22 protein-coding genes and 1 tRNA gene are annotated in these 19233 nt (G+C 31.1%); 10 read left to right on the top strand and 13 right to left on the bottom strand.

What is annotated here, in order from left to right; translation table 11 throughout:
• Positions 1-165 precede the first annotated feature (165 nt).
• Positions 166-1305: a hypothetical protein gene (locus OZP09_RS08165; protein WP_269237352.1), complete on the bottom strand. Its 1140-nt coding sequence runs from the start codon at positions 1303-1305 to the stop codon at positions 166-168.
• Between the two features lie 278 nt (positions 1306-1583).
• Here OZP09_RS08165 and OZP09_RS08160 point away from each other — a divergent pair, with 278 nt between their 5' ends.
• From OZP09_RS08160 to OZP09_RS08145, 4 genes are all read left to right on the top strand, one after another.
• Positions 1584-2000, top strand: a complete 417-nt coding sequence (locus OZP09_RS08160) for an integrase core domain-containing protein (protein WP_432419446.1) — start codon at positions 1584-1586, stop codon at positions 1998-2000.
• 968 nt (positions 2001-2968) lie between these two features.
• Entirely contained in the window at positions 2969-3613 is a 645-nt protein-coding gene (locus tag OZP09_RS08155) for a hypothetical protein (protein WP_269237351.1), read from the top strand.
• Between the two features lie 3 nt (positions 3614-3616).
• Positions 3617-4231, top strand: a complete 615-nt coding sequence (locus tag OZP09_RS08150; protein ID WP_269237350.1) for a hypothetical protein — start codon at positions 3617-3619, stop codon at positions 4229-4231.
• The gene (locus OZP09_RS08145) at positions 4210-4662 is read left to right on the top strand and encodes a hypothetical protein (protein WP_269237349.1); all 453 of its coding nucleotides are present in this window, start codon (positions 4210-4212) and stop codon (positions 4660-4662) included. Before OZP09_RS08150 ends, OZP09_RS08145 begins: the two co-directional genes overlap by 22 nt.
• A gap of 22 nt (positions 4663-4684) precedes the next feature.
• Here OZP09_RS08145 and OZP09_RS08140 read toward each other — a convergent pair whose 3' ends face one another.
• The 3 genes from OZP09_RS08140 to OZP09_RS08130 all read right to left on the bottom strand — a co-directional run bounded on the left by OZP09_RS08140 (position 4685) and on the right by OZP09_RS08130 (position 7039).
• Entirely contained in the window at positions 4685-5959 is a 1275-nt protein-coding gene (locus OZP09_RS08140; RefSeq protein ID WP_281310589.1) for an AbiH family protein, read from the bottom strand.
• Between the two features lie 63 nt (positions 5960-6022).
• On the bottom strand, positions 6023-6613 hold the full coding sequence (locus OZP09_RS08135; RefSeq protein ID WP_269237347.1) for a recombinase family protein: 591 nt from the start codon (positions 6611-6613) through the stop codon (positions 6023-6025).
• Positions 6614-6769: 156 nt separating this feature from the next.
• Positions 6770-7039 (bottom strand): helix-turn-helix domain-containing protein, encoded by a 270-nt coding sequence (locus tag OZP09_RS08130; RefSeq protein WP_269237346.1) that lies wholly within the window; start codon positions 7037-7039, stop codon positions 6770-6772.
• Positions 7040-7160: 121 nt separating this feature from the next.
• Here OZP09_RS08130 and OZP09_RS08125 point away from each other — a divergent pair, with 121 nt between their 5' ends.
• Both OZP09_RS08125 and OZP09_RS08120 read left to right on the top strand, forming a co-directional pair.
• Positions 7161-7646, top strand: a complete 486-nt coding sequence (locus tag OZP09_RS08125; protein WP_281310588.1) for a hypothetical protein — start codon at positions 7161-7163, stop codon at positions 7644-7646.
• A 44-nt stretch (positions 7647-7690) separates the two neighbouring features.
• Entirely contained in the window at positions 7691-8173 is a 483-nt protein-coding gene (locus tag OZP09_RS08120) for a lipocalin family protein (protein ID WP_269237344.1), read from the top strand.
• 488 nt (positions 8174-8661) lie between these two features.
• Here the strand turns inward: OZP09_RS08120 and OZP09_RS08115 are convergent, their stop codons facing one another.
• The 3 genes from OZP09_RS08115 to OZP09_RS08105 all read right to left on the bottom strand — a co-directional run bounded on the left by OZP09_RS08115 (position 8662) and on the right by OZP09_RS08105 (position 11169).
• Positions 8662-9321 (bottom strand): hypothetical protein, encoded by a 660-nt coding sequence (locus tag OZP09_RS08115; RefSeq protein ID WP_269237343.1) that lies wholly within the window; start codon positions 9319-9321, stop codon positions 8662-8664.
• 486 nt (positions 9322-9807) lie between these two features.
• On the bottom strand, positions 9808-10308 hold the full coding sequence (locus OZP09_RS08110) for a hypothetical protein (protein WP_269237342.1): 501 nt from the start codon (positions 10306-10308) through the stop codon (positions 9808-9810).
• 90 nt (positions 10309-10398) lie between these two features.
• Positions 10399-11169, bottom strand: coding sequence for a hypothetical protein (locus tag OZP09_RS08105; RefSeq protein ID WP_269237341.1), 771 nt, complete (start codon positions 11167-11169; stop codon positions 10399-10401).
• Positions 11170-11376: 207 nt separating this feature from the next.
• Between OZP09_RS08105 and OZP09_RS08100 the strand changes: the two genes are divergently transcribed.
• Together OZP09_RS08100 and OZP09_RS08095 are read left to right on the top strand one after the other, a co-directional pair.
• On the top strand, positions 11377-11781 hold the full coding sequence (locus OZP09_RS08100; protein ID WP_269237340.1) for a hypothetical protein: 405 nt from the start codon (positions 11377-11379) through the stop codon (positions 11779-11781).
• Positions 11778-13034, top strand: a complete 1257-nt coding sequence (locus OZP09_RS08095; protein WP_281310587.1) for a tyrosine-type recombinase/integrase — start codon at positions 11778-11780, stop codon at positions 13032-13034. The genes OZP09_RS08100 and OZP09_RS08095 overlap by 4 nt, the downstream gene beginning before the upstream one ends.
• Positions 13035-13104: 70 nt before the next feature.
• Here the strand turns inward: OZP09_RS08095 and OZP09_RS08090 are convergent.
• A tRNA-Met gene (locus tag OZP09_RS08090) sits at positions 13105-13178 on the bottom strand.
• Positions 13179-13331: 153 nt separating this feature from the next.
• On the opposite strand from OZP09_RS08090, the gene OZP09_RS08085 reads away from it, so the two are divergent.
• Together OZP09_RS08085 and OZP09_RS08080 are read left to right on the top strand one after the other, a co-directional pair.
• Entirely contained in the window at positions 13332-13724 is a 393-nt protein-coding gene (locus OZP09_RS08085; protein WP_269237336.1) for an START-like domain-containing protein, read from the top strand.
• Positions 13725-13778: 54 nt separating this feature from the next.
• Complete coding sequence (locus OZP09_RS08080) at positions 13779-14615, top strand: aminotransferase class IV (protein WP_269237335.1); 837 nt, start codon at positions 13779-13781, stop codon at positions 14613-14615.
• Here OZP09_RS08080 and OZP09_RS08075 read toward each other — a convergent pair.
• The 5 genes from OZP09_RS08075 to OZP09_RS08055 form a co-directional block, all read right to left on the bottom strand.
• Positions 14612-15172 (bottom strand): YqgE/AlgH family protein, encoded by a 561-nt coding sequence (locus tag OZP09_RS08075; RefSeq protein ID WP_223681871.1) that lies wholly within the window; start codon positions 15170-15172, stop codon positions 14612-14614. The genes OZP09_RS08080 and OZP09_RS08075 overlap by 4 nt on opposite strands.
• A 127-nt stretch (positions 15173-15299) precedes the next feature.
• The gene (locus OZP09_RS08070) at positions 15300-15572 is read right to left on the bottom strand and encodes an HU family DNA-binding protein (protein ID WP_223681873.1); all 273 of its coding nucleotides are present in this window, start codon (positions 15570-15572) and stop codon (positions 15300-15302) included.
• 180 nt (positions 15573-15752) lie between these two features.
• On the bottom strand, positions 15753-16700 hold the full coding sequence (gene fmt / locus OZP09_RS08065) for a methionyl-tRNA formyltransferase (RefSeq protein ID WP_269237334.1): 948 nt from the start codon (positions 16698-16700) through the stop codon (positions 15753-15755).
• Positions 16700-18595, bottom strand: a complete 1896-nt coding sequence (locus OZP09_RS08060) for a RecQ family ATP-dependent DNA helicase (RefSeq protein WP_281310586.1) — start codon at positions 18593-18595, stop codon at positions 16700-16702. The genes fmt and OZP09_RS08060 overlap by 1 nt, the downstream gene beginning before the upstream one ends.
• 66 nt (positions 18596-18661) lie before the next feature.
• A complete protein-coding gene (locus OZP09_RS08055) occupies positions 18662-19195 on the bottom strand; it encodes an AAA family ATPase (RefSeq protein ID WP_269237333.1) in 534 nt (177 codons plus the stop codon).
• Between the last annotated feature and the right edge of the window lie 38 nt (positions 19196-19233).

Below are 19233 nucleotides of genomic sequence, written 5' to 3'. Positions count from 1 at the left end.
TGCATAATTATGGAGCTAGTGGGAATAGGGAATTTTAAGTTGTATGTTTTTCTTTAAAAAAGAAACACTATAGGTCAATTGTTTTGTCGCGGGAATTAATATAAGTCGCTTTATGAATATTAATAGAATACGACTATATAGTAAAGTGACAATAGTATTGCAGGATTATTTCGAAGACATTTCTGCTTCTAATTTTTTTAGACGTGCTTCCTGATCATTAAATCGTTTTTCCTGTTGAATAATGTAGAGGGTCAGTTCTTCGATTTTTTGAAGTAGTTTGGCGTTCATTTCGCCCAATAAAATTCCGTTTTCAGAAACTTCACTCGCCGATGGAATATTTGGTAAATGTCCTTTCTTTTTAATATGCTGTTCTACTTCATTTATAGAAGGTAGGTTGTACTCTTTTTTAAATACAAAGTCAGGCCAGTTGGCATAAGTCTGAACCTTTACTTCTTCAGTAATAAATTTTCCTTTAACTGCCATAGCATAGCCCGCTGGGATTACATTGGTGTTAATGCCTACTTGGTCGGTATCAAATTTCCCATAAATAAGAGGTATAGTTGTTGGACTATTGTCTATATATAAACGATTGCTAGTGGTTTCATTTTCACCTGCTCTGTGTCCTATAAAAATGTTGTAGGATCCGCTATTGTTTGAATATCCTGCCTTGTATCCTAAGTATAAATTATAATTTCCCGTAGTGTTACGATATCCTGCTTGACGACCTGTAAAAATATTTCCATGTCCTTTATTTTGTAATCCAGTATCATCACCAGTAAAAACGTTATAACTACCTGTTTGATTAGATTGCCCAGATTCATATCCGATAAAAACATTATTACTACCTGTATTATTTCCTCTTCCGGATCCACATCCAACAAATACATTTCTATAACCTGTAGTATTTCCTTGGCCTGACTCGTGTCCGGTAAATACATTTTCCCATCCGGTAGTATTTCCAAGTCCAGATTTGGTACCATAAAAAGCATTGTTGCTTCCTGTAGTATTTTGATACCCTGAATTATATCCTGAAAAAACATTGTAGCCTCCCATAGTATTAAAGTAGCCAGCCTGTCTACCTATAAAGGTGTTTTTTTCTCCTGAAGTATTGGAATATCCTGTTTTAAATCCCACAAAAACACCGTCCTTTCCTGTAGTATTACTATAACCAGTATAAGCTCCATAAAAAGAATTATATTCTCCTCCATCATTTGATGAATAACCAAAAGTAGTATTTGTGTATTGGGCAATAAGCAGCGAATTAACAAAAAAAAGATTAATGATTAGAAGTAATTTTAATTTCATTTGTAGATATTTAAAAGAGTTATGTTATCAATTTCACGTTATTTAATTTAAACAATCTTAACAATATAATTAAATGTTAATAAGTGTTAAAAAAAATGCTAATTAATAAAAAAAAACTCATAGATTTTAAAAAAAAATGTTATAAAAAGTTAAATTACCTATTTTTTTATATAAGTATTTGTAGGATAATAGGTTGTGTTTTTAAGGATTATTATGGTTTAAAAAACAAAGTTTTTTCAATATTTTTTAGGACGGGTCATTGTTTTCGTAATGACCTAATGGCAGAAGGATGTATCGAAGCATTAGAAATGGCTTTGAAAAACAGGATGTATCACGAACCAATCATTCATCATTCGGATAGAGGTTCACAGTATTGCTCTCACCAGTATGTAAATCTGTTGCATCAAAATGCTATTGGAATCAGCATGACTGAAAATGGAGATCCTTATGAAAACGCATTGGCAGAACGTGTAAACGGAATCATCAAGACAGAGTTCAATCTTCATAGTAGCCAGTTGGGTTTTGAACAAACCTACAACCAGATAAAGAAAAGTATTAAAGTTTATAATGAAATCAGACCACATTCAAGTTGTAATTACCTAACCCCAAATCAAGCTCATTTGCAATCAGGGAACTTGAAGAAGCGATGGAAGAATTATAATAAAAAATTTAGCCATGAAAAAACAGTTGTATAGTAAGTTTAGGATTAAAAATTATATTTGTATAGCTATAACAGGATTTATTTAATAATCTGTATAGTTATTTTAGGACGATTCATAGTTATTTTAGGACGATTCATAAAGCATGGATAAAGCATGGATAAAGCATAGATAAAGCATAGATAAAGCATGGATAAAGCATGAAAAATAATCATTAAAATTGATGCCGAAAGTAAACAAGGGTATGGGCATGCCCAAATGATGTGAAATGCATACTATGAAAAGAGTTTCGTAAGTGAAATTATATTGGCAGAAAAATCAAAAAAAATGTAATAGAACCAGACCAACTGATCTCAATAGAATTTTACAAATATTCGGGACTCAAGACAGAACATCTATTGTGTTGAATATTATAATAAAGGAACACATAATGCCTTGTAAGCTTTGAAATTAATTTTAGCAGTTTCATTTAATGTGCTACATTTAGTCTAAAAATAAACTTGAATTATGGGAAGGAACAGTATTTAATATAAAAAAAACAATAAAAAAAAACCTTAAACATTTGCTGTTTAAGGGTTTGCTTTTTGTAGCGAGGACGGGAGTTGAACCCGTGACCTCAGGGTTATGAATCCTATAAATAAGTGCTATACTATTAGCAGAGAGTTAATTGTAAGGATTTTCAAAACACCAAAATCGTTTTGAAACGTTTTTAGCTCTTTTCGTCACTCCTTTTCGTCACTCCTTATTTCTTTCTTGTGATTAGTGCTACTATCAGAGTAATATAAGAACCTTTAATTTTTCGGCGCAACATATATAAATTTTATTTATTACGTTTTTATTTTAATCTCTTTAATTTGATGAATAATAAATAAAACTATTATAAGTATTAGATATACTATAACTTAAATTGTTATATGGTTTTTCGTAATATTTTGTCAAAAGGTATTGTATATTTGCATAAAATAAATATATTTATATATATATTTGAATAGAAAAATAGATAAATGGCTACAATATATATCCCAGAAGAAGTAAAAGAAGGTTTTATACTTATTTCAGAAATGAATTTAAACGATGTGAATTCATTAGTCAAAATTTTAGCGGATATTCGTGCTGGAGATGAATATGATAGTATAATCCAACGATTAAATGAAGTTTTCGAAAATAAATCGAGAATTTTGCTCCAAACTGTAGTTAGTTTTAGTGGCTTAATTGGAAAAGATGATGCTACAGTTGAAGAGGTTGCGAAAAATTTAGCAGAATCTTTTATACAAGATTATCAAAAATCAAAAGAAGAAGAAGTTGCATTAGAAAAAAACTTAAATATTATTTTATCAAACGTTGCTAATCTTCGAAAAAATATTGTTTCAAGGAGAAGTGCATATGATAATGAATCAATTTTAAGGTCTAGTAAATTGATTACTGATTTGAGGATACTTTTTCAGGATGATTTAAGCAATAAGAATCGAGATGCTGTAATAATACACAAATTACATGTGGAATATCAACATAATTTTAGTGATAAAGAGTTATATTTTACCCTTGATTTAAAAGATTTAAATAGATTAAAAGCTGAAATAGAAAAAGCTATCGAAAAAGACCAAATAATCCGTGAAGACTACAAAAATAATTTAAATATCCTATTTTAATATATGTCTGAACTACTGCTAGATAAAAGACCCAAAATTGCAAAACCATTTAAGCACGATAATGTTAGAGTGACTTACGATACCGCTATGCAATTTAAATCGATTCATGCTCAAGAATCAGAGTGGTCAGATATTTTTGGTTCGTCTAAAACGGCTTCTAAAAATATGGTGATGCTTTCTTGGGATACAAAGCCATTCAGTATTATAATTCTTGATAAAAGTTTTACTATAAGCCATAAATTAAAAGGTTTATATGAGGAAATTTTAATATCAAAAAGATATTTAGATTATAAAGATGATTGGGATGATGAAGACGCAGTAGGGTGTAATCCTAAAGTATATTTAATGACAATAGAGTTGTTGATTTTATATGCCGAGTATGTATTGAAGTTTCATGATGTTGTTATTAAAGTTCCTGAGATAAGTCTAACAAGGGATGGCTCATTTGATATTGAATGGAGATGTGATAATAGGATGTTTTTGATGAATGTTGTTAATGATGAAAAATTAGACGTTCACTTCTATGGAAAGGATGTTAATTCAACTGTTTTAAAAGGCTTTTTGCATGATTTTGAGATTAATAGAGATGTTTCACATTGGATGCAAAAGCTTATATGATTTGGTTTAAAACAAAAATTAAAGAGATTCCAGATAAAGACTTTTTGTTTACTAGAATTCACAAAAGAAATTTGATTAAAGGATTTCCAAAAGCAGATGCTTTTAAAAATACCCCATTTAATGTAGATAGTAATGAATTGTCTTCAGATTGGGATAGATATACTACTGCAAAAAAATGTAGAGAAAGCGTTAAATTACATAATAAGCCTGGAAAGCCACCTAAAAATCCTGATGATTATTTTATTTGGAAAATGAATGTTGGTAAAATAAGAACAGATTTGGAGCCATCACAAGAAGTCTTGCACACTCCAAGTAAGCTTAATAGAGCTCATGCAACTATTAGAGGTAGAAAACCTGCAAATGAAGGAGTCAATAACGCAGAATTTAGAGCAAAAATAATTGAGATAGGTCAATGGGCTATAGCTCCTTAAATAAAAAAGTGGGATAGATTAATTATGTTAAAGGTTCACAGTATTCTTTATTCACTACTTTATCTCTTAATACTGCTTTATTGCTAAAATTTCTAGTTATGTTTCGTACAATTTCGCTATAATTATCACTAGTCTCCCTCTGATAATAAAATGGTTTTATTGATACACAATTTTTATGCTCAAAAAGTGTGCTTAAGAGAGTTCTGTCAGAATTCCCACAAGAATGCCCAAAAATGAATATTTGGTAATCGCCACTATTTAAAAATTCTAATAGCTTTTTGTAATTGTCGGTTTCCAAATATTTAATAGATTTGATATTTTCAAGATAAGTATTGTCATTTAGATTTTCAATTGATTTGTAATCTTCATCAATTTCATCACCAAAGCCGAAAATTACATCATTATTATCTCGCTCGTTGGTAGTTCCATGGATATGGATTACACTTTTTTCTACATCTCTATTAAAGTCTCCAGAAAGGTCAAACCAAGACACATTATAATATAAGTTTTCTGTAAATGTGTAATTGAAGTTCAAGAATAAAACTTCTGTTGGCTGTAAGTTGAAGTAGTTAGTAGCGGAATCTGAAAGCAATCTTTTTCTTATAGTATTGACTGGGTCACTTTTCCCTATTGTAGAAATTAAAGAGCGTTTTTCTTCTTTTATATCTTCTATTGTTATATTTCCAGTATTAAAAGCCTTAAGGTCATCTTTGATTTTTTGGTATTCAAACTCAACCTTTTTGTTAATGGATGCTTCAGTAAAATCTTTTAATTTGAAATTAGAATATACTTTGTATGTAATAGCTTTTTTTAGATAGTTGTCAGCACTATCTCTGCCAAAGTTTTCTTTGAAGTTGTGTTCGATTTTTTTTAAGTATATTTCTAGTAGTTTTTGTATTACGCTGAAGTCGTAGTTAAGTTGAGATATCTTATATTTACATTTGTCATCTTTAAAGGAATCCTTTAATAGTTGATAATACTCATTTTCTATGTCAACCCAATTTTGAATTTGTTTTTTTTGGTTTATTTTTTCAAGGAATTTATTTTTAAAAGTTATTGTGCTTCCACGGGATTTTAAGGTTTCATGTAATTCCTCATATTTAGTAATCGTTGATAACATGTAAATACCAGGTGGTTTTCGGATAATTTTAAGTTCAGAATTTTCAAATGTACTTTCTGAAGATGTCCTGATATCTGATATTACGTTAGTCCAATAATCGTTGATGAAATCATTATAGCTTGTTCTCATTCCATGAGCTAAATCAAATCCATTTCCGATAAGTATAATTCTATTCATTAATTTTGTTTTAATCAAATATATAGAATATTTTTTCTTACAATATCGAATGCTGAAATTTATTTACGATAACATTTTTCTAATTTTAACTATTGTATTATTTGATAAATTAGTAATTGAAGCAAGTTTTCTAATAGAATAGTTTTTATCTTTAATCAGTTCTAAATGGGATTGATTGTACTTTGATAAGAACTGTTGAGGAGATTCATTAGTATTTAATTGTCTTCCTTTGTAAGTTCCTTTAGCTTTCGCAATTAAGATTCCTTCTTTTTGTCTTTCCAATAAAGATGCTCTTTCCATTTCTGCTACATTACTTAAAACATCAGTTATCATTTTGAAAATGGAGTTAGGTTTATTTTGAATCATAGAATATAAACCGATATTTTCAACATATACATTTATATTGAGGTTGCTTAATGTGTTCAAGACAGTTTGAATGTCGTAGGCATTTCTTCCTAATCTGCAAATAGAATGCACAATCAAAGTGTCAATTTTTTTATTGGATATATCCTTTAATAATTTTATAGCACTCGGACGTTCGTTAAATGGAATCGAACCACTACACTTGTCAACATATTGTTTGTGAGTAGAAGTTGTTTGTCTATCGATGTTTTGTTCTGTTGTACTAACTCTAATATATTTTGCAGTTTTCATGGTTCTTTGTTTTTGTTAAAACAAAGGTAGTGAATTTTATCAAAATGTGTTAATTTTAGGGTGGTTATTTTTGACACAATCAAAAGTCAACAAAACTGTTTAGATTTTAATTAAAATTGTATTTACGATAAGGTATAATCTTAAAAAGGTACAATATTAATATTCGTTGAAGCCTTGAAAAAATTCTTCTAGTGAAACATTCATTAATTTTAAAATCTTAATCAATGTGTTTAATTGGATATTTGCACCAGCTTCATATTTTCCATATTGAGGTCGGCTTATGTTATTGTCGTATGCAAAGTCATCTGAGTTAGTGTAGCCTGCCTTTTTTCGGAAATATCTTAATCTGGCGCCTATTTTTTTTAAGTAGATTGATTCTTCAATTTTTGTACCTGTCTTAATTTCCGTGTCATTTTTTGAAGCCATTTCTTTACTTTTTTATAAAGCAAATCAAGCTAAAATCTCCATATTTATTTACTCCATATATGGATACTCTATATGTGGAGTATTTTTTATATGTTTGTATCTAATCTTAAAAATTAGTAAAATGAAAAAAATCTTTAACCCTACTACATTTTTTATCTTTTCAATCTTTTTTTTAGCCTTTGCCTATGGCTTGAAAAGTTATAAAGAAGGGGGCAATATTGATTCTACTGAAAGTGTCAAAAGGTTCATTCAAGGAAAATGGCACGATGAAATTGTTAGTAGAGGTGGTTTGATAACATATTATAGGTTTCAGATAACCGAAACGGAAATAAGATGTTGGAAATCAAATCTCCTGATGTCTGATAATGGACGTGCATCAGATAATATTACTGATAAATGGAATGAGCAAACCCCAGTAACTCTGTCAATTGGGAGTGTTCAAATAGATTCTAATCAGAACAAGTATAGAGATTTGGGGTATTGTAATTACGGAAGGTTTTGGTTTGAAAAAGGTAATGATGGTGAAAACAGACTTTATTTTAAAGACAATAATACTGCTGAAGGTGAATATCATACTGGCAATCTCGAAAAAAATTGGGAATATTGATTAAGTGTACAACATTTTAAAATATTAAAAATTAAATAAAATTTATGAAAAAAATACTACATATCGTTGCTGTCGTTTTATTTATCGTTTCACTGTCTACAGGATGCTCAAGTGATTCCATGACCGAAGATAATAATACTGATAATACATCCAATACTCCAGTAACTCCAACTGTACCGAATACTCCAGCCGTTCCCAATAATAAATCATTATTGATGGGAGAGATGAAATGGGGTTGGGCTTTAAAAAGCAGGACTAATGATGGTAATTACGATGATAAAGATTACTTAGGAGTTAATTATTTTTTATCAGAGGGTGTATTCAAATTTTACAGTCGATACGGTTTAGGGTCTATTACTTCTGGTACATGGGAAATCGACAAGAATACTCTAACTATTACAAAGAAAGTTTATCTACCTTATATTCCAATTGTTTACACAATAAAATCCATCACAGATACAGAAATGGTGTTGGTGCAAAACAATACAGGAGATACAAGTACTTACTCTAGATATTTTCCTCAATAAGTAAATTGATTTAAAAGCCACAATTTGTGGCTTTTATTTTTCTTTCTTATAGTAAATAACATTTATTGTTGCTCCGTTTGCTGACAATGATTTACAACAAGGAGGAACTCCTATTTTGTCTATTAGCATTCGCATCTGTGATGGTTTGAGTAAGATTCTTTTTGTCATGACTTCTTTATGTATAAATATCAGTTCGAATAAAACCTTGGGAAAAATTATAAAAAAAAATTTTGAACGGCAGTTCGAGTGTTTGATATTTAATGATATTTTAAGCTAATTTTCGAGGGCGATAACTCTGCTGTTAAAACTTCTTAGTTGTTGAAAAACAGGGAGGTAGGGAGGCGTTCTTTAATGTAGAGCGACTCTTTCAATCTTTGATGCCCCATGGAACTGTTGCAGGAGCATCTAGATTGTATAAGTGTAGTTAAACGAGTTAAAAATTACGCATAAGGTACTGTTGTAGGGGTAGGATATCCGTCTTTTGTAAATTAGTCTTTTGAGAACATTTTTTCTAACTGTTCTGCTTGTGTATTTGAAATGATAATTCCTTTATAACCTTTAGTTTTGTTCTCTATTTTGAGAGAAATAAAATAATCTGTAAATGAATCGAATGTTACTTGTTGGGTTTGAAAATGTTGTATGAACTGATTTATGTCAGATTCATTGAAATCTAATATTTTTAATATTTTAGTTAAATCAACTATGTCATCAAGGTCATATGTTGGAAATTGTTCAAATTCGCATTCATCAATTTTTCCTGCTTCGGGTAAATTTGAATTGTCTTCATTATTTGATTGTTCTTCCGTTGAGGTAGGTTCTACTATTGGTTTTTCGGTACTTAAAAATTTTTCCAGCTTGTCAATATTGACAGTAATTTCATGTCCTGATGTGCGGGTTGTTTCATCATAGTCTTTGCTTTTAGATTTGAAAAAGTCAAAAGTATTTAAGTCTTTAATGACTGACCTGATTCCGCCATATTTTTTACCAAATCTTAATGCTAGGTTTCTGTTGGTTTCGAAACAGATTTTATTATTGTTTTGCCATCCAATTATATAGGATAAAAATAGTTTTTGGGTTGAGTTTAGTTTTGGGCTTGCTAGTAAATTGTAATTTACTTTTACGAAGTTTTGGTCTTGATTTTCGTTCATATTATTTTTTTTAAGTTATTATTTGTTTAATTTTTTTTCAGCAGGTTGGTGCTGTTTTTTCAGTAGGGTATGTTGTTTTTTAAACATTCTCCTGTTGCTAAATGAACATAGGTATGTTGAGGTAGAAACAGGGGTATGCTGAATTAAGCTCTTTCTATTATACTACTGCTTATATTAAAATAAGAATAGAAATAAGAAAAAGAAAAATATAATAAATTACATTACTGATATTTAGAAAGTTTCATTAGTTTTTATTTTGAAATTAATTATTGGTTGAATTGTTATTATTTAGTTTTTCATTTTCAATGTTTAAAGAAACTTTACTTCAACGAAAAGATTTTTGTTTTCAACAGTTAGAGAAAGTTTACTTCAACGAGAAGATTTTTTTGTTTTCAATATTTCAAAGAACTTACTTCAACGATAGAGAGATTTTTTTCAGACTTATACGCTTGAGGAGAAAGAATATCTCAACTCCTCAAAAAGTTTTCACTCCAAATTGCCACCCCCAATTCCGTTCACCCCCTCCATGTTGAGTGGCACATAATCTATATTTAGGTTGTATTTTTTATTAAAGTGTTCGCACCATTCTTTGTTGTGTTGAACCATTTCTTGCATGAGTTTATCTACGTCCATGCCTAGAAATGATGCGAATTCTCGATTGTTTACTTCTGCTAAATCACAAGGATGCCACTTAACATCTTCAACGTGCGAAATGCATTTGCTTTCAATTATATCTTGTTTTACGATGAACTGATATTGTGCTCCAAATTCTGCGACGTCATCATTCAAAATTTCGCCTGTAATGTTTGATGAAGGAATTTTAAAAATTGAATACTCTGAGATGCCTAATTGACCATGTGCGATTCTTCTTAATTGATTAAATTCGTTGCAAACAAATATTTCGGATGATGTAGAAATTAACCCATTTTTTAAGATGGAATCTTTGTTTTCGATTGGTGAAATGTGATAGAATACATTGTTTTTCATATTTATAAATTTTAAGTTAAGGCAGTTTTCTTCCTGTCCATTCTAGATGGATTTTTTTTTAATGTTTTAAAGTGAAGTTTTTTCTAGGCTTTATTCGTCCTTCGACTTATCACGAAGTTTCATGAATTCAAGAGTGGTCGTTGATATGTTCTGGCTTAACAAATATTGTTTTAACTTTTCTTTGTTAGAAAATATTTGCTCAATTTCGGATTCTTCTTTTGTGCTTGGGTTGAACAGGTCATAGGTAATCACAATGTCGTCATTTGGTTCAATTTCTAAAAGATTTATTGTGTCGTTAACAGTTCTATGCCCCATATGCTTAGATACGATAATAAAAGCCTTTTTTGTGCAGTTATATTTTGTTACGAAATCTCTTGCCCAAGCAATCTCAAATGAATTTGTTTTTAGTTCTCTGAGTTTTAGGTCTAGGAATGTTGTGGAATACACTTCTGACCTAAATTCCTGGTAGAATTTGTTCAATTCTCTATTTAAGCTTGAAGTAGTAAGTGATTTTCCAGTTTTACAGTTGATATAGATTAGAGATTCTATTGTCCTATTTTCGTCGTTAAAATCGTTTTTATATGCCCATTTTGTATAACGCATAAGAAACTTACTTAATCGATAAGTGTCAATTTTCGATTTTTTATCATCGACGATTTCAAGATAAAATTTGCACTCCTCATTATATTCTTCAATAAAGTCATTCCATTTCAACTTTAGTAATGTTCCTATTTTTAGTCCTAAACAGGAACCGTGAATGCAAAGTAACCCATATCCATGCTCTCCTTTTTTAACCAGCCACATTCCAAACATTACTAAGTTTTCGGATGTCCATATCAAGTCATTATTATTTTCATTCATGCTTTCTGTATTTTCATATTAACAATGCAAAGGTAGCATTATTTTTTAATTAAACAATTTTATTTTCACATTTTTTATGAAAATACAGAATTTTAATGTTTTAATTTTTTTTATGTGTTTGATTATTAGTGTTTTGATTTTTATTGAATCTGTAAATTCATAAAAAAAATGATTTTAACTTTGTTTATTTCTTTAAAAACGCTACATTTGCACTATAATAATGAAAATACAGAAAACATGATTAATCTCTTCTTTTACTTTTATCACTTACCAACTTTAAATTTTGTCCAAGTAGGGGAGAGAATAAATCTAAAAGATTACGATGCTATTAAAAAGTGGTTAATCTCGAAGGATATTACAATTCATAAAATGGGAAAGCCATATGTATATGAAATTGATGTTGATTGCGCAATTGATAAAGTCAAGGTAATGGAATTGAAAAAACAGTATCCTAATGATTGGATTGAATTGTATCGAAAAATATCTAAAGATGAATCTGTCTGTGAGATGGTAATTCATAGTCTTTCAGGTGAAGAAACTTCAAAACCTACAACTAAAATTAAATTATCAAACAACATTGAAAATGAACTTTATAAAAAATATTCTAAATGACTAAATTAAAATTACCTAAAAATCCTCATAAAGGGATGAAGATATATTGTCATAAATGCAAAAGAGATAATCCTGCTTGCAATCATTATGATGTGCATAGATACAAGGTTAAAATACATGTTGTTGGTGGAGATGGAAAGAAGAGAACAAAGGTTTTATCTTCTAAAAGTTATAATGAAGCAGTTAAGGAAGCTATTGATTTTGAAAATGAATTGAAAAGCTCTAATTATGAAAGGAGAATTGTGAAAGAGGAAGGAAATGATTATTCGATTTTAGATTCGGTAATTCAATATCAACGCTATTTAGCAGGGCAACATAAATATGCTCATAAAGTAAAAAATGTGTCATTAGAATATCAAAAAGAGTGCATGAGATATTGTAAATACTTTTTGGATAATTTAATGGAAGAAAGGAATCTATTGACGACAAGGATAATTGATGTAAATCAAAATGATGTTGCTCGGTTTTATCTATGGGCAGAAAATCATTATGGTGCTAAATCATTCAATAAATGCATGGGAGCTTTGAAAGCTTTTTTTTCTTTTTTGATTGATGTTGAGGAGATAGTGATGAAGAATCAATTTGCGGTGTATGAATCAAAGTCGGTAATAATGCAAGATGTAACGACTTTGACAAAAGAAGAGTTTAAAACTGTTATTGATTCTATTGGTGTTGTTAATCAATTTCAGATTCTTGGAGGTAAGGGTGAAAGGAAAAACATGTATAAGCCGTATTTAGTTCATGGTTTTAAGCTATTCTTGTTGACTGGTGGCAGACGTGAAGATGTTGTTGAGTTGAGGTGGTGTGATATGTTGGTTACAATTGAAGGTGTTAAATTTTTTAAAATTGCTAATAAAAAGGTTAACAGGATAAGAAGAACGGAGCAGTATAATAAGTTTGTACCAATCAATGATGATTTATTTGAATTATTATTAGAGATGGGGTATGAAGCAAAGAAAAATACAGACGATTATATTTTACTTCCAGAAAGAAATGTGAAAACAAAAACAATAATGGACGCTTTGTCTAAGTCATTTTCTCATTATGTAAAAGAATCAGGGATACAGAAAGATGTTAGTCTGAAAAATTTAAGAAAGACATATATTACTTGGATGCATCGAGCAATGGGAAAAAATACTGGTCTGCTAACTTCACATAGTGGTGAAAAAATTTTAAAAGACCATTATATTGACAGTACTGTTCTCTCTGCTTTAGAAGAAGCGACGTTGAAAATTAGAGTGTTTGGTACGTAAAAAGTCACTCTTAAAAGTCACTCCAATAAAAAAAGGATTTACGAAAATTCGTAAATCCTTTTGTTTCAAGTAGCGAGAGAGAGATTTGAACTCTCGACCTCAGGGTTATGAATCCTGCGCTCTAACCAACTGAGCTACCTCGCCTGGACTGCAATCTAAATGTGTTCCTGATTGCGGGTGCAAATATAGAAATAATATTAAAGCTTACAAGTATAAAATCAAGAAAAAAAAATATTTTTAAAAATGCATTGTTTTTGGACAGATATTCTTATATTTCGAAAAAATTAAATGTATCACATGGATTCAAAAATACGTTACGAAATAGAGTTTCCAATCAATTCGTCGCCACAGTTATTATACCAATATATATCAACGCCGTCAGGCTTATCAGAATGGTTTGCAGACAATGTAAATTCAAGAGGTGAGTTTTTTACTTTTATATGGAATGATTCGCAGGAAAAAGCGCGTCTTGCATCTAAAAAAACCGGTGAAAAAGTAAAGTTTAAATGGGTCGATGAGTCCAGTAAAGACACAGAGTATTTCTTTGAATTGCATATTTTGGTAGATGAATTAACCAAAGATGTTTCATTAATGGTGATTGATTTTGCGGAAAAAGAAGAAATAGGAGAGGCTAAACAATTGTGGGAGAATCAGATTTCAGATCTGAAACATCTTATAGGTTCTGTTTAGAAAAAGTCTATTTTATGCCTTATATTTGCCCTGAACAAAATTCAGGGTTTTTTTATGATCAATTTTAACGGAAACATTGCACAGGAAGAAAATATACTAACACAAAATCGTGCATTCTTGTATGGCGATGGTGTTTTTGAAACCCTGAAAATAGTAAATAACAGGGTCTTGTTTCTGGAAGATCATTATTTCAGGTTAATGGCTTCTATGCGTGTGGTGAGAATGGAGATCCCAATGGATTTCACTATGGAATATTTTGAAGAACAGGTTTTGAATCTTGTTAATGAAATGGGCATCGCTGCATCGGCAAGAGCAAGAATAACGGTTTTTAGAAATGACGGAGGATTGTATTTGCCAAAAACAAATTTAGTTTCTTATTTAATTCATGCAACACCTCTTGAAAGTGTCGATTATACTTTAAATACTGCTGCATATGAAGTTGATTTGTATAAAGACTTCTATGTGAATAAACAGTTATTGTCGTCGATTAAAACAACTAATAAGCTGATCAATGTTACCGGAAGTATTTTTGCCTATGAGAACGCTTTAGACAACTGTATTTTGCTTAATGATACTAAAAATGTTGTTGAGGTACTACAGGGAAATTTATTTATGCTTACAGGTAAAAAACTGATCACTCCACCAGTTTCCGAGGGTTGTTTGAATGGTGTTATGCGTAAACAAATTTTAGCATTAGCAAAAAAAATAGAAGGCATAGAAGTACTCGAAGAAATAATTTCACCATTCGATCTTCAGAAAGCAGATGAATTATTTCTGACAAATGTAATTACCGGGATTCAACCGATAACAAAATACCGAAAAAAAGAGTTTGCAAATGATTTTGCTCATGTATTGGTGCAAAAACTGAATGAATCCATTTCTGAAAATTAATTCAGATATGGATTCTCTGGTGCATTTGACCAGATGAGGTAATCGCCTCCAAGCTCCATAATTTGCTCTTTCCAAAAATGAGTGGCAGATTTTCCGATAATTTTGTTTTTATAAGTATTATCGGTTATGATCCATGAATTCCCCTGCATTTCATTCTCAAGCTGATTTTCGTCCCAACCTGTATAACCTAAGAAAAAACGAATGTTGTTTTTGTGAATGGATCCGTCGTTTATTAAGTCTTTAGTCGATTCAAAATCACCACCCCAATAAATTCCATTAGAGATTTCGACACTATTTGGGATTAATTCAGGGATGTTGTGAATAAAATATAGGTTATCCTGCTCTACAGGCCCCCCATTGTATATTTTGAAATTCGCATCAATTTCAGGTATTAAGTCATTAATAGTGTATTTTAACGGCTTATTAATGATAAAACCTATTGATCCTTCTTTGTTATGGTCTGCTAATAAAATTACCGATCTGTTAAATGATAAATCTCCAATTATTGAAGGCTCGGCAATAAGCAGGTGTCCTTTTTTTAATTTTTCTGAAATCATACGGCTACAATTTTTATTAAATTTACTCATAAAATATTTAAAAACCCAATAAAATCGTCAAAGTGTAAAAAAAAACCCTCAAAAATGAGGGTTTTAATTATATTATATGTGTAAGGAACTTTCTTACTTAGTTTACAGCTGCTTCTAATTCAGCTCCAGCTTTGAATTTTACAACATTCTTAGCAGCAATTTTGATAGTTTTTCCAGTTTGTGGGTTTCTACCGTCTCTTGCAGCTCTTGCAGATACTGACCAAGATCCAAATCCTACTAATGAAATTCTTCCACCTTTTTTCAAAGTAGTACCTACATTACCTAAAAAAGACTCTAAAGCTAATTTCGCCGCAGCTTTTGTAATTCCTGCATCAGCAGCGATAGCATCGATTAATTCTGATTTGTTCATAATAATTAGTTATTAATTGTTGGTTAAAAAAAATTGTTAATACACAAATTTAATAGGAAATCCGTTCCTTGCAAGTGATTTCTTTAATTTTAGCAAAAAATGTTAATAACTTGTTTTTTTTGTTCATAAAACAAAGTATTTTATCGCTAAACACAGTTAGAGTGCCTTGTTTTGTTGGTATTAATAAAGTTTTGCATCCTCAGAAAAAGATACTCCATTTAATAATTCTGCTACCTGCATCCTTTTTTTGCCCGGTAATTGTAAGCTCACTAACTGTAAAAAACCATCCTTAACTGCAACTTTTAGCTCTTTTTTGCCGGAAATCAGTTTGCCGGATTCTAGTGAATGTGCTTCTGAAACCAGTTTTGCTTCATATATTTTGATACTTATTTCTTCATTTTTGTCTTTCAGAAAACACCAGGATGCAGGATATGGACTTAACCCGCGTATCAGATTGTTTATTTCGATTCCGGACTTTGTCCAGTCTATTTTGCAGTTTTCTTTATTTAATTTATAGGCTGTTTTAATATCGTCACTATCTTCCTGGATGGTGGTGCTTACATTTCCGTTTTCAATCACTTTTAAGGTGTCAATAACAGTTTTGCTTCCTAAATGCATTAATCGGTCATGTAATTGTCCCGCATTTTCTTCCGGCTCAATAGCAATCTCTGAGTTTAAAATCATTGCGCCTGTGTCAATTTTATCATCTATAAAAAAAGTAGTAACACCTGTTTTTGTTTCTCCATTAATGATAGCCCAGTTTATTGGCGCTGCGCCGCGATAATTTGGTAATAGGGATGCATGAAGATTAAAAGTTCCAAATTGTGGCATTTCCCAGACTACTTTTGGAAGCATTCTAAAAGCAACTACTATCTGCAAATTGGCATTCAGCGCTTTTAACTCGGCTAAAAAGTCTTTGTCTTTTAAATTGGTTGGCTGTAATAATGTAAGGTTGTTGGCCAGTGCATATTCTTTTACTGCTGAATATTTTATTTTTTGTCCGCGTCCAGCTGGTTTGTCTGCTGCTGTAATAACGCCGGCAACTTCATAATTGTTTTTAAGAATGGTGTCCAGAATGCCAACTGCAAATTCGGGAGTTCCCATAAATATAATTCGTAATTTTTCCATTAGGTTTTTAAAGTGTATTTATTGTTCGTCAAAATAACGATATGATTGTTTTCTAATAATTGCTGGATGGCTGATAAAACATCTTTTGTATCCAGTTTTATCTTATTTTGAATTTCCCGCGAAGTTAATGCAGTTGTTTTCAATAAATGCAGGATTTTATCAGCAATTGAATCGGCTTCTGTGATTTTTCCTTTTTGAGTAATGCAATAGGAGCACACCCCGCAATTTTCCATAGTTTCTTCTCCAAAATAATCTAAAACCAATCTGTTTTTGCAGGTTTTATTTTCTTTTATATAATGCAGGACAGATAGTAATTGTTCTTTTTTTAGCTGATTCTGTTTTTCCAGATATTTTGAAACCCTGTTTATAGTAAGATCATCTTCCCGGACTTCATTGAATAAAATGGTAGCATCATTATTTTTTGATTTGTATTCGATGATTTCTTTTTCTTTCAGCTTTTCTAAAACAGCCAAAACCTCTTCTTCTGTATGATGTGATTTTTTAGCAATCAGTGAAAGATTAAAGGGTGTTTTCATTTCGTAAATTCCGGGATACGTTCTCAAAATTGCCAAAATGATTTCTTCGTCATTTGGATTCAGGCTCATATACCGGATCACTTCTTTCGATTCGATTAAAAACTGCATCGTAATCTTCTCTGAAAACTCCTGAGAAAGCGTAATGATTCCTTGTTGATTTAAAAACTGTAGTGAGTTGTATGTTTTTAATGTAGGGAAATCATATTTATCGCAAAAATGGTTTAATTTAAAAGAAAAAGAATCATCTAGTCCTTCACCATAAGCAATCTGAAAATAATTGCAAAGCTTTATAAACATGGTTTTTAAGAACTTTTTGTCTGGCAAAACACTTAAAAACTGCTGTTCTGTCTGATTTGCATCAGAATTATTATAAAGTAAAATAGAGAAAGCTTTTTCTCCATTTCGTCCCGCTCTTCCGGATTCCTGGTAATAATTTTCTAAGTTTTCAGGCAGCTGTGTGTGAATGACCGTTTTTACGTTGTCTTTGTCGATCCCCATTCCAAAAGCATTTGTGGCAACAATGACCTGCGCTTGTTCAGACATCCATAATTGCATGTTTTTGTCTTTTTCTTTGGCAGAAAGTCCACCGTGATAATAAGTAGCACGAAATCCTAACGATTGTAATTGGGTTGATATGTTTAAACAGGATTTTCTGTTTCGTACATATATTATGGACGGTTGTGGGTTTTTCTTTAAAATTTGTTCAACCCGGTACAATTTGTCTTCAATTTCGAAAACCATGTACGCTATATTTTTTCTTTCAAATGATTGTTGGAAAAAATTAGGTTCCTTTAAGCCTAATTCAGTTTTAATATCTTCAATGATCCTTGGGGTTGCTGTAGCAGTTAAAGCAAGAAAGGGAATTTTGGGAAAGTGTTTTTTAAGCTCTGAAATTTTCAGGTAAGCAGGACGAAAATCATGTCCCCACTGCGAAACACAATGTGCTTCATCAATTGCAATTAAATTTATCGGAAGGTTTTTAATGCGTTCCAAAATCCAGTCAGACTGCAAACGCTCAGGAGAGAGGTATAAAAATTTATAATTTCCATATTGGCAGTTGTCAAGAAGATCGATAATTTCTTCAGCATGAATTCCGCCTGTAAGTGCTATCGCTTTAATATCCCGCTTTTGTAAATTCGCTACCTGATCTTTCATTAGTGCAATCAAAGGTGAAACAACAAGGCAGATACCTGGCTGCATCATTGCGGGAACCTGAAAACAAATCGATTTTCCTCCACCTGTGGGAAGCAGTGCAAAAGTATCGTGGCCTTCTAAAACCGAATCAATAATTTCTTTTTGCAGCGGTCGGAAACTGGTATGTTTCCAGTATTTTAAAAGAATATCCTGTGCTTCCTGCATGACCAAAGTATTAAAGTTAAAAAATTTAGAAATCAGTTTCTAGTTTTGCAACTTTAAATCTGGCTGCTAAATTTTGTCTAATATATAAAGAATTCTGTTTTCAACTGTGTCTTTCGGGACTTCAATTAAATCATAACCATACCTTTTGTAAGTCTCAATAAGATGTTTTTGTATTTTCAGTGCCTGTTCGAAATTCTCGTAACGTTCTGTGTCGCTTTCGTAAATTTCTTCCCAGGGCGGTAAAATAAATGTTTTGGAGTATTTGAAATCCTCGCAGGCTTTAGTGAAATGTTCGGGATAGACATCACCAATATAGTCCATATAAGCAACAACGTCAGGGATTCCGCGGTCTATAAAAACTACATTGTCAGGTTCTTGCAACGCATTTTTGAATTGTTCAATACGACCTTCAAGCAGCATTTCGCTAAACAATAAAGGCTGTTCCAGAAATAATTGGTCAATGCCGCGCTGTTGCGCTTCGAGAGTAACTTGTCTGGAAATTTCAGGGTAACAGCAATAGCCACGAGCGACTAATTCGTTTATTAGCGTAGATTTTCCTGTGCCAGGACCGCCAAGGAGAACTATGATTTCTTTTTGCACTATTCTAAAAATAAAGCGCAAATTTACCTAAAGTTATT

It is taken from the genome of Flavobacterium flavigenum (assembly GCF_027111255.2).
Taxonomy (GTDB): domain Bacteria; phylum Bacteroidota; class Bacteroidia; order Flavobacteriales; family Flavobacteriaceae; genus Flavobacterium; species Flavobacterium flavigenum.
This window is presented reverse-complemented; position numbering and strand designations above follow the sequence as displayed.

Coding starts and splice junctions, on each gene's coding strand:
- OZP09_RS08085 (WP_269237336.1), top strand. CDS start 13,332: ATGGATTCAAAAATACGTTACGAAATAGAGTTTCCAATCAATTCGTCG.
- OZP09_RS08115 (WP_269237343.1), bottom strand. CDS start 9,321: ATGAACGAAAATCAAGACCAAAACTTCGTAAAAGTAAATTACAATTTA.
- OZP09_RS08075 (WP_223681871.1), bottom strand. CDS start 15,172: ATGATTTCAGAAAAATTAAAAAAAGGACACCTGCTTATTGCCGAGCCT.
- OZP09_RS08095 (WP_281310587.1), top strand. CDS start 11,778: ATGACTAAATTAAAATTACCTAAAAATCCTCATAAAGGGATGAAGATA.
- OZP09_RS08140 (WP_281310589.1), bottom strand. CDS start 5,959: ATGAATAGAATTATACTTATCGGAAATGGATTTGATTTAGCTCATGGA.
- OZP09_RS08160 (WP_432419446.1), top strand. CDS start 1,584: ATGGCAGAAGGATGTATCGAAGCATTAGAAATGGCTTTGAAAAACAGG.
- OZP09_RS08165 (WP_269237352.1), bottom strand. CDS start 1,305: ATGAAATTAAAATTACTTCTAATCATTAATCTTTTTTTTGTTAATTCG.
- OZP09_RS08155 (WP_269237351.1), top strand. CDS start 2,969: ATGGCTACAATATATATCCCAGAAGAAGTAAAAGAAGGTTTTATACTT.
- OZP09_RS08060 (WP_281310586.1), bottom strand. CDS start 18,595: ATGCAGGAAGCACAGGATATTCTTTTAAAATACTGGAAACATACCAGT.
- OZP09_RS08125 (WP_281310588.1), top strand. CDS start 7,161: ATGAAAAAAATCTTTAACCCTACTACATTTTTTATCTTTTCAATCTTT.
- fmt (WP_269237334.1), bottom strand. CDS start 16,700: ATGGAAAAATTACGAATTATATTTATGGGAACTCCCGAATTTGCAGTT.
- OZP09_RS08120 (WP_269237344.1), top strand. CDS start 7,691: ATGAAAAAAATACTACATATCGTTGCTGTCGTTTTATTTATCGTTTCA.
- OZP09_RS08105 (WP_269237341.1), bottom strand. CDS start 11,169: ATGAATGAAAATAATAATGACTTGATATGGACATCCGAAAACTTAGTA.
- OZP09_RS08080 (WP_269237335.1), top strand. CDS start 13,779: ATGATCAATTTTAACGGAAACATTGCACAGGAAGAAAATATACTAACA.
- OZP09_RS08110 (WP_269237342.1), bottom strand. CDS start 10,308: ATGAAAAACAATGTATTCTATCACATTTCACCAATCGAAAACAAAGAT.
- OZP09_RS08070 (WP_223681873.1), bottom strand. CDS start 15,572: ATGAACAAATCAGAATTAATCGATGCTATCGCTGCTGATGCAGGAATT.
- OZP09_RS08130 (WP_269237346.1), bottom strand. CDS start 7,039: ATGGCTTCAAAAAATGACACGGAAATTAAGACAGGTACAAAAATTGAA.
- OZP09_RS08135 (WP_269237347.1), bottom strand. CDS start 6,613: ATGAAAACTGCAAAATATATTAGAGTTAGTACAACAGAACAAAACATC.
- OZP09_RS08150 (WP_269237350.1), top strand. CDS start 3,617: ATGTCTGAACTACTGCTAGATAAAAGACCCAAAATTGCAAAACCATTT.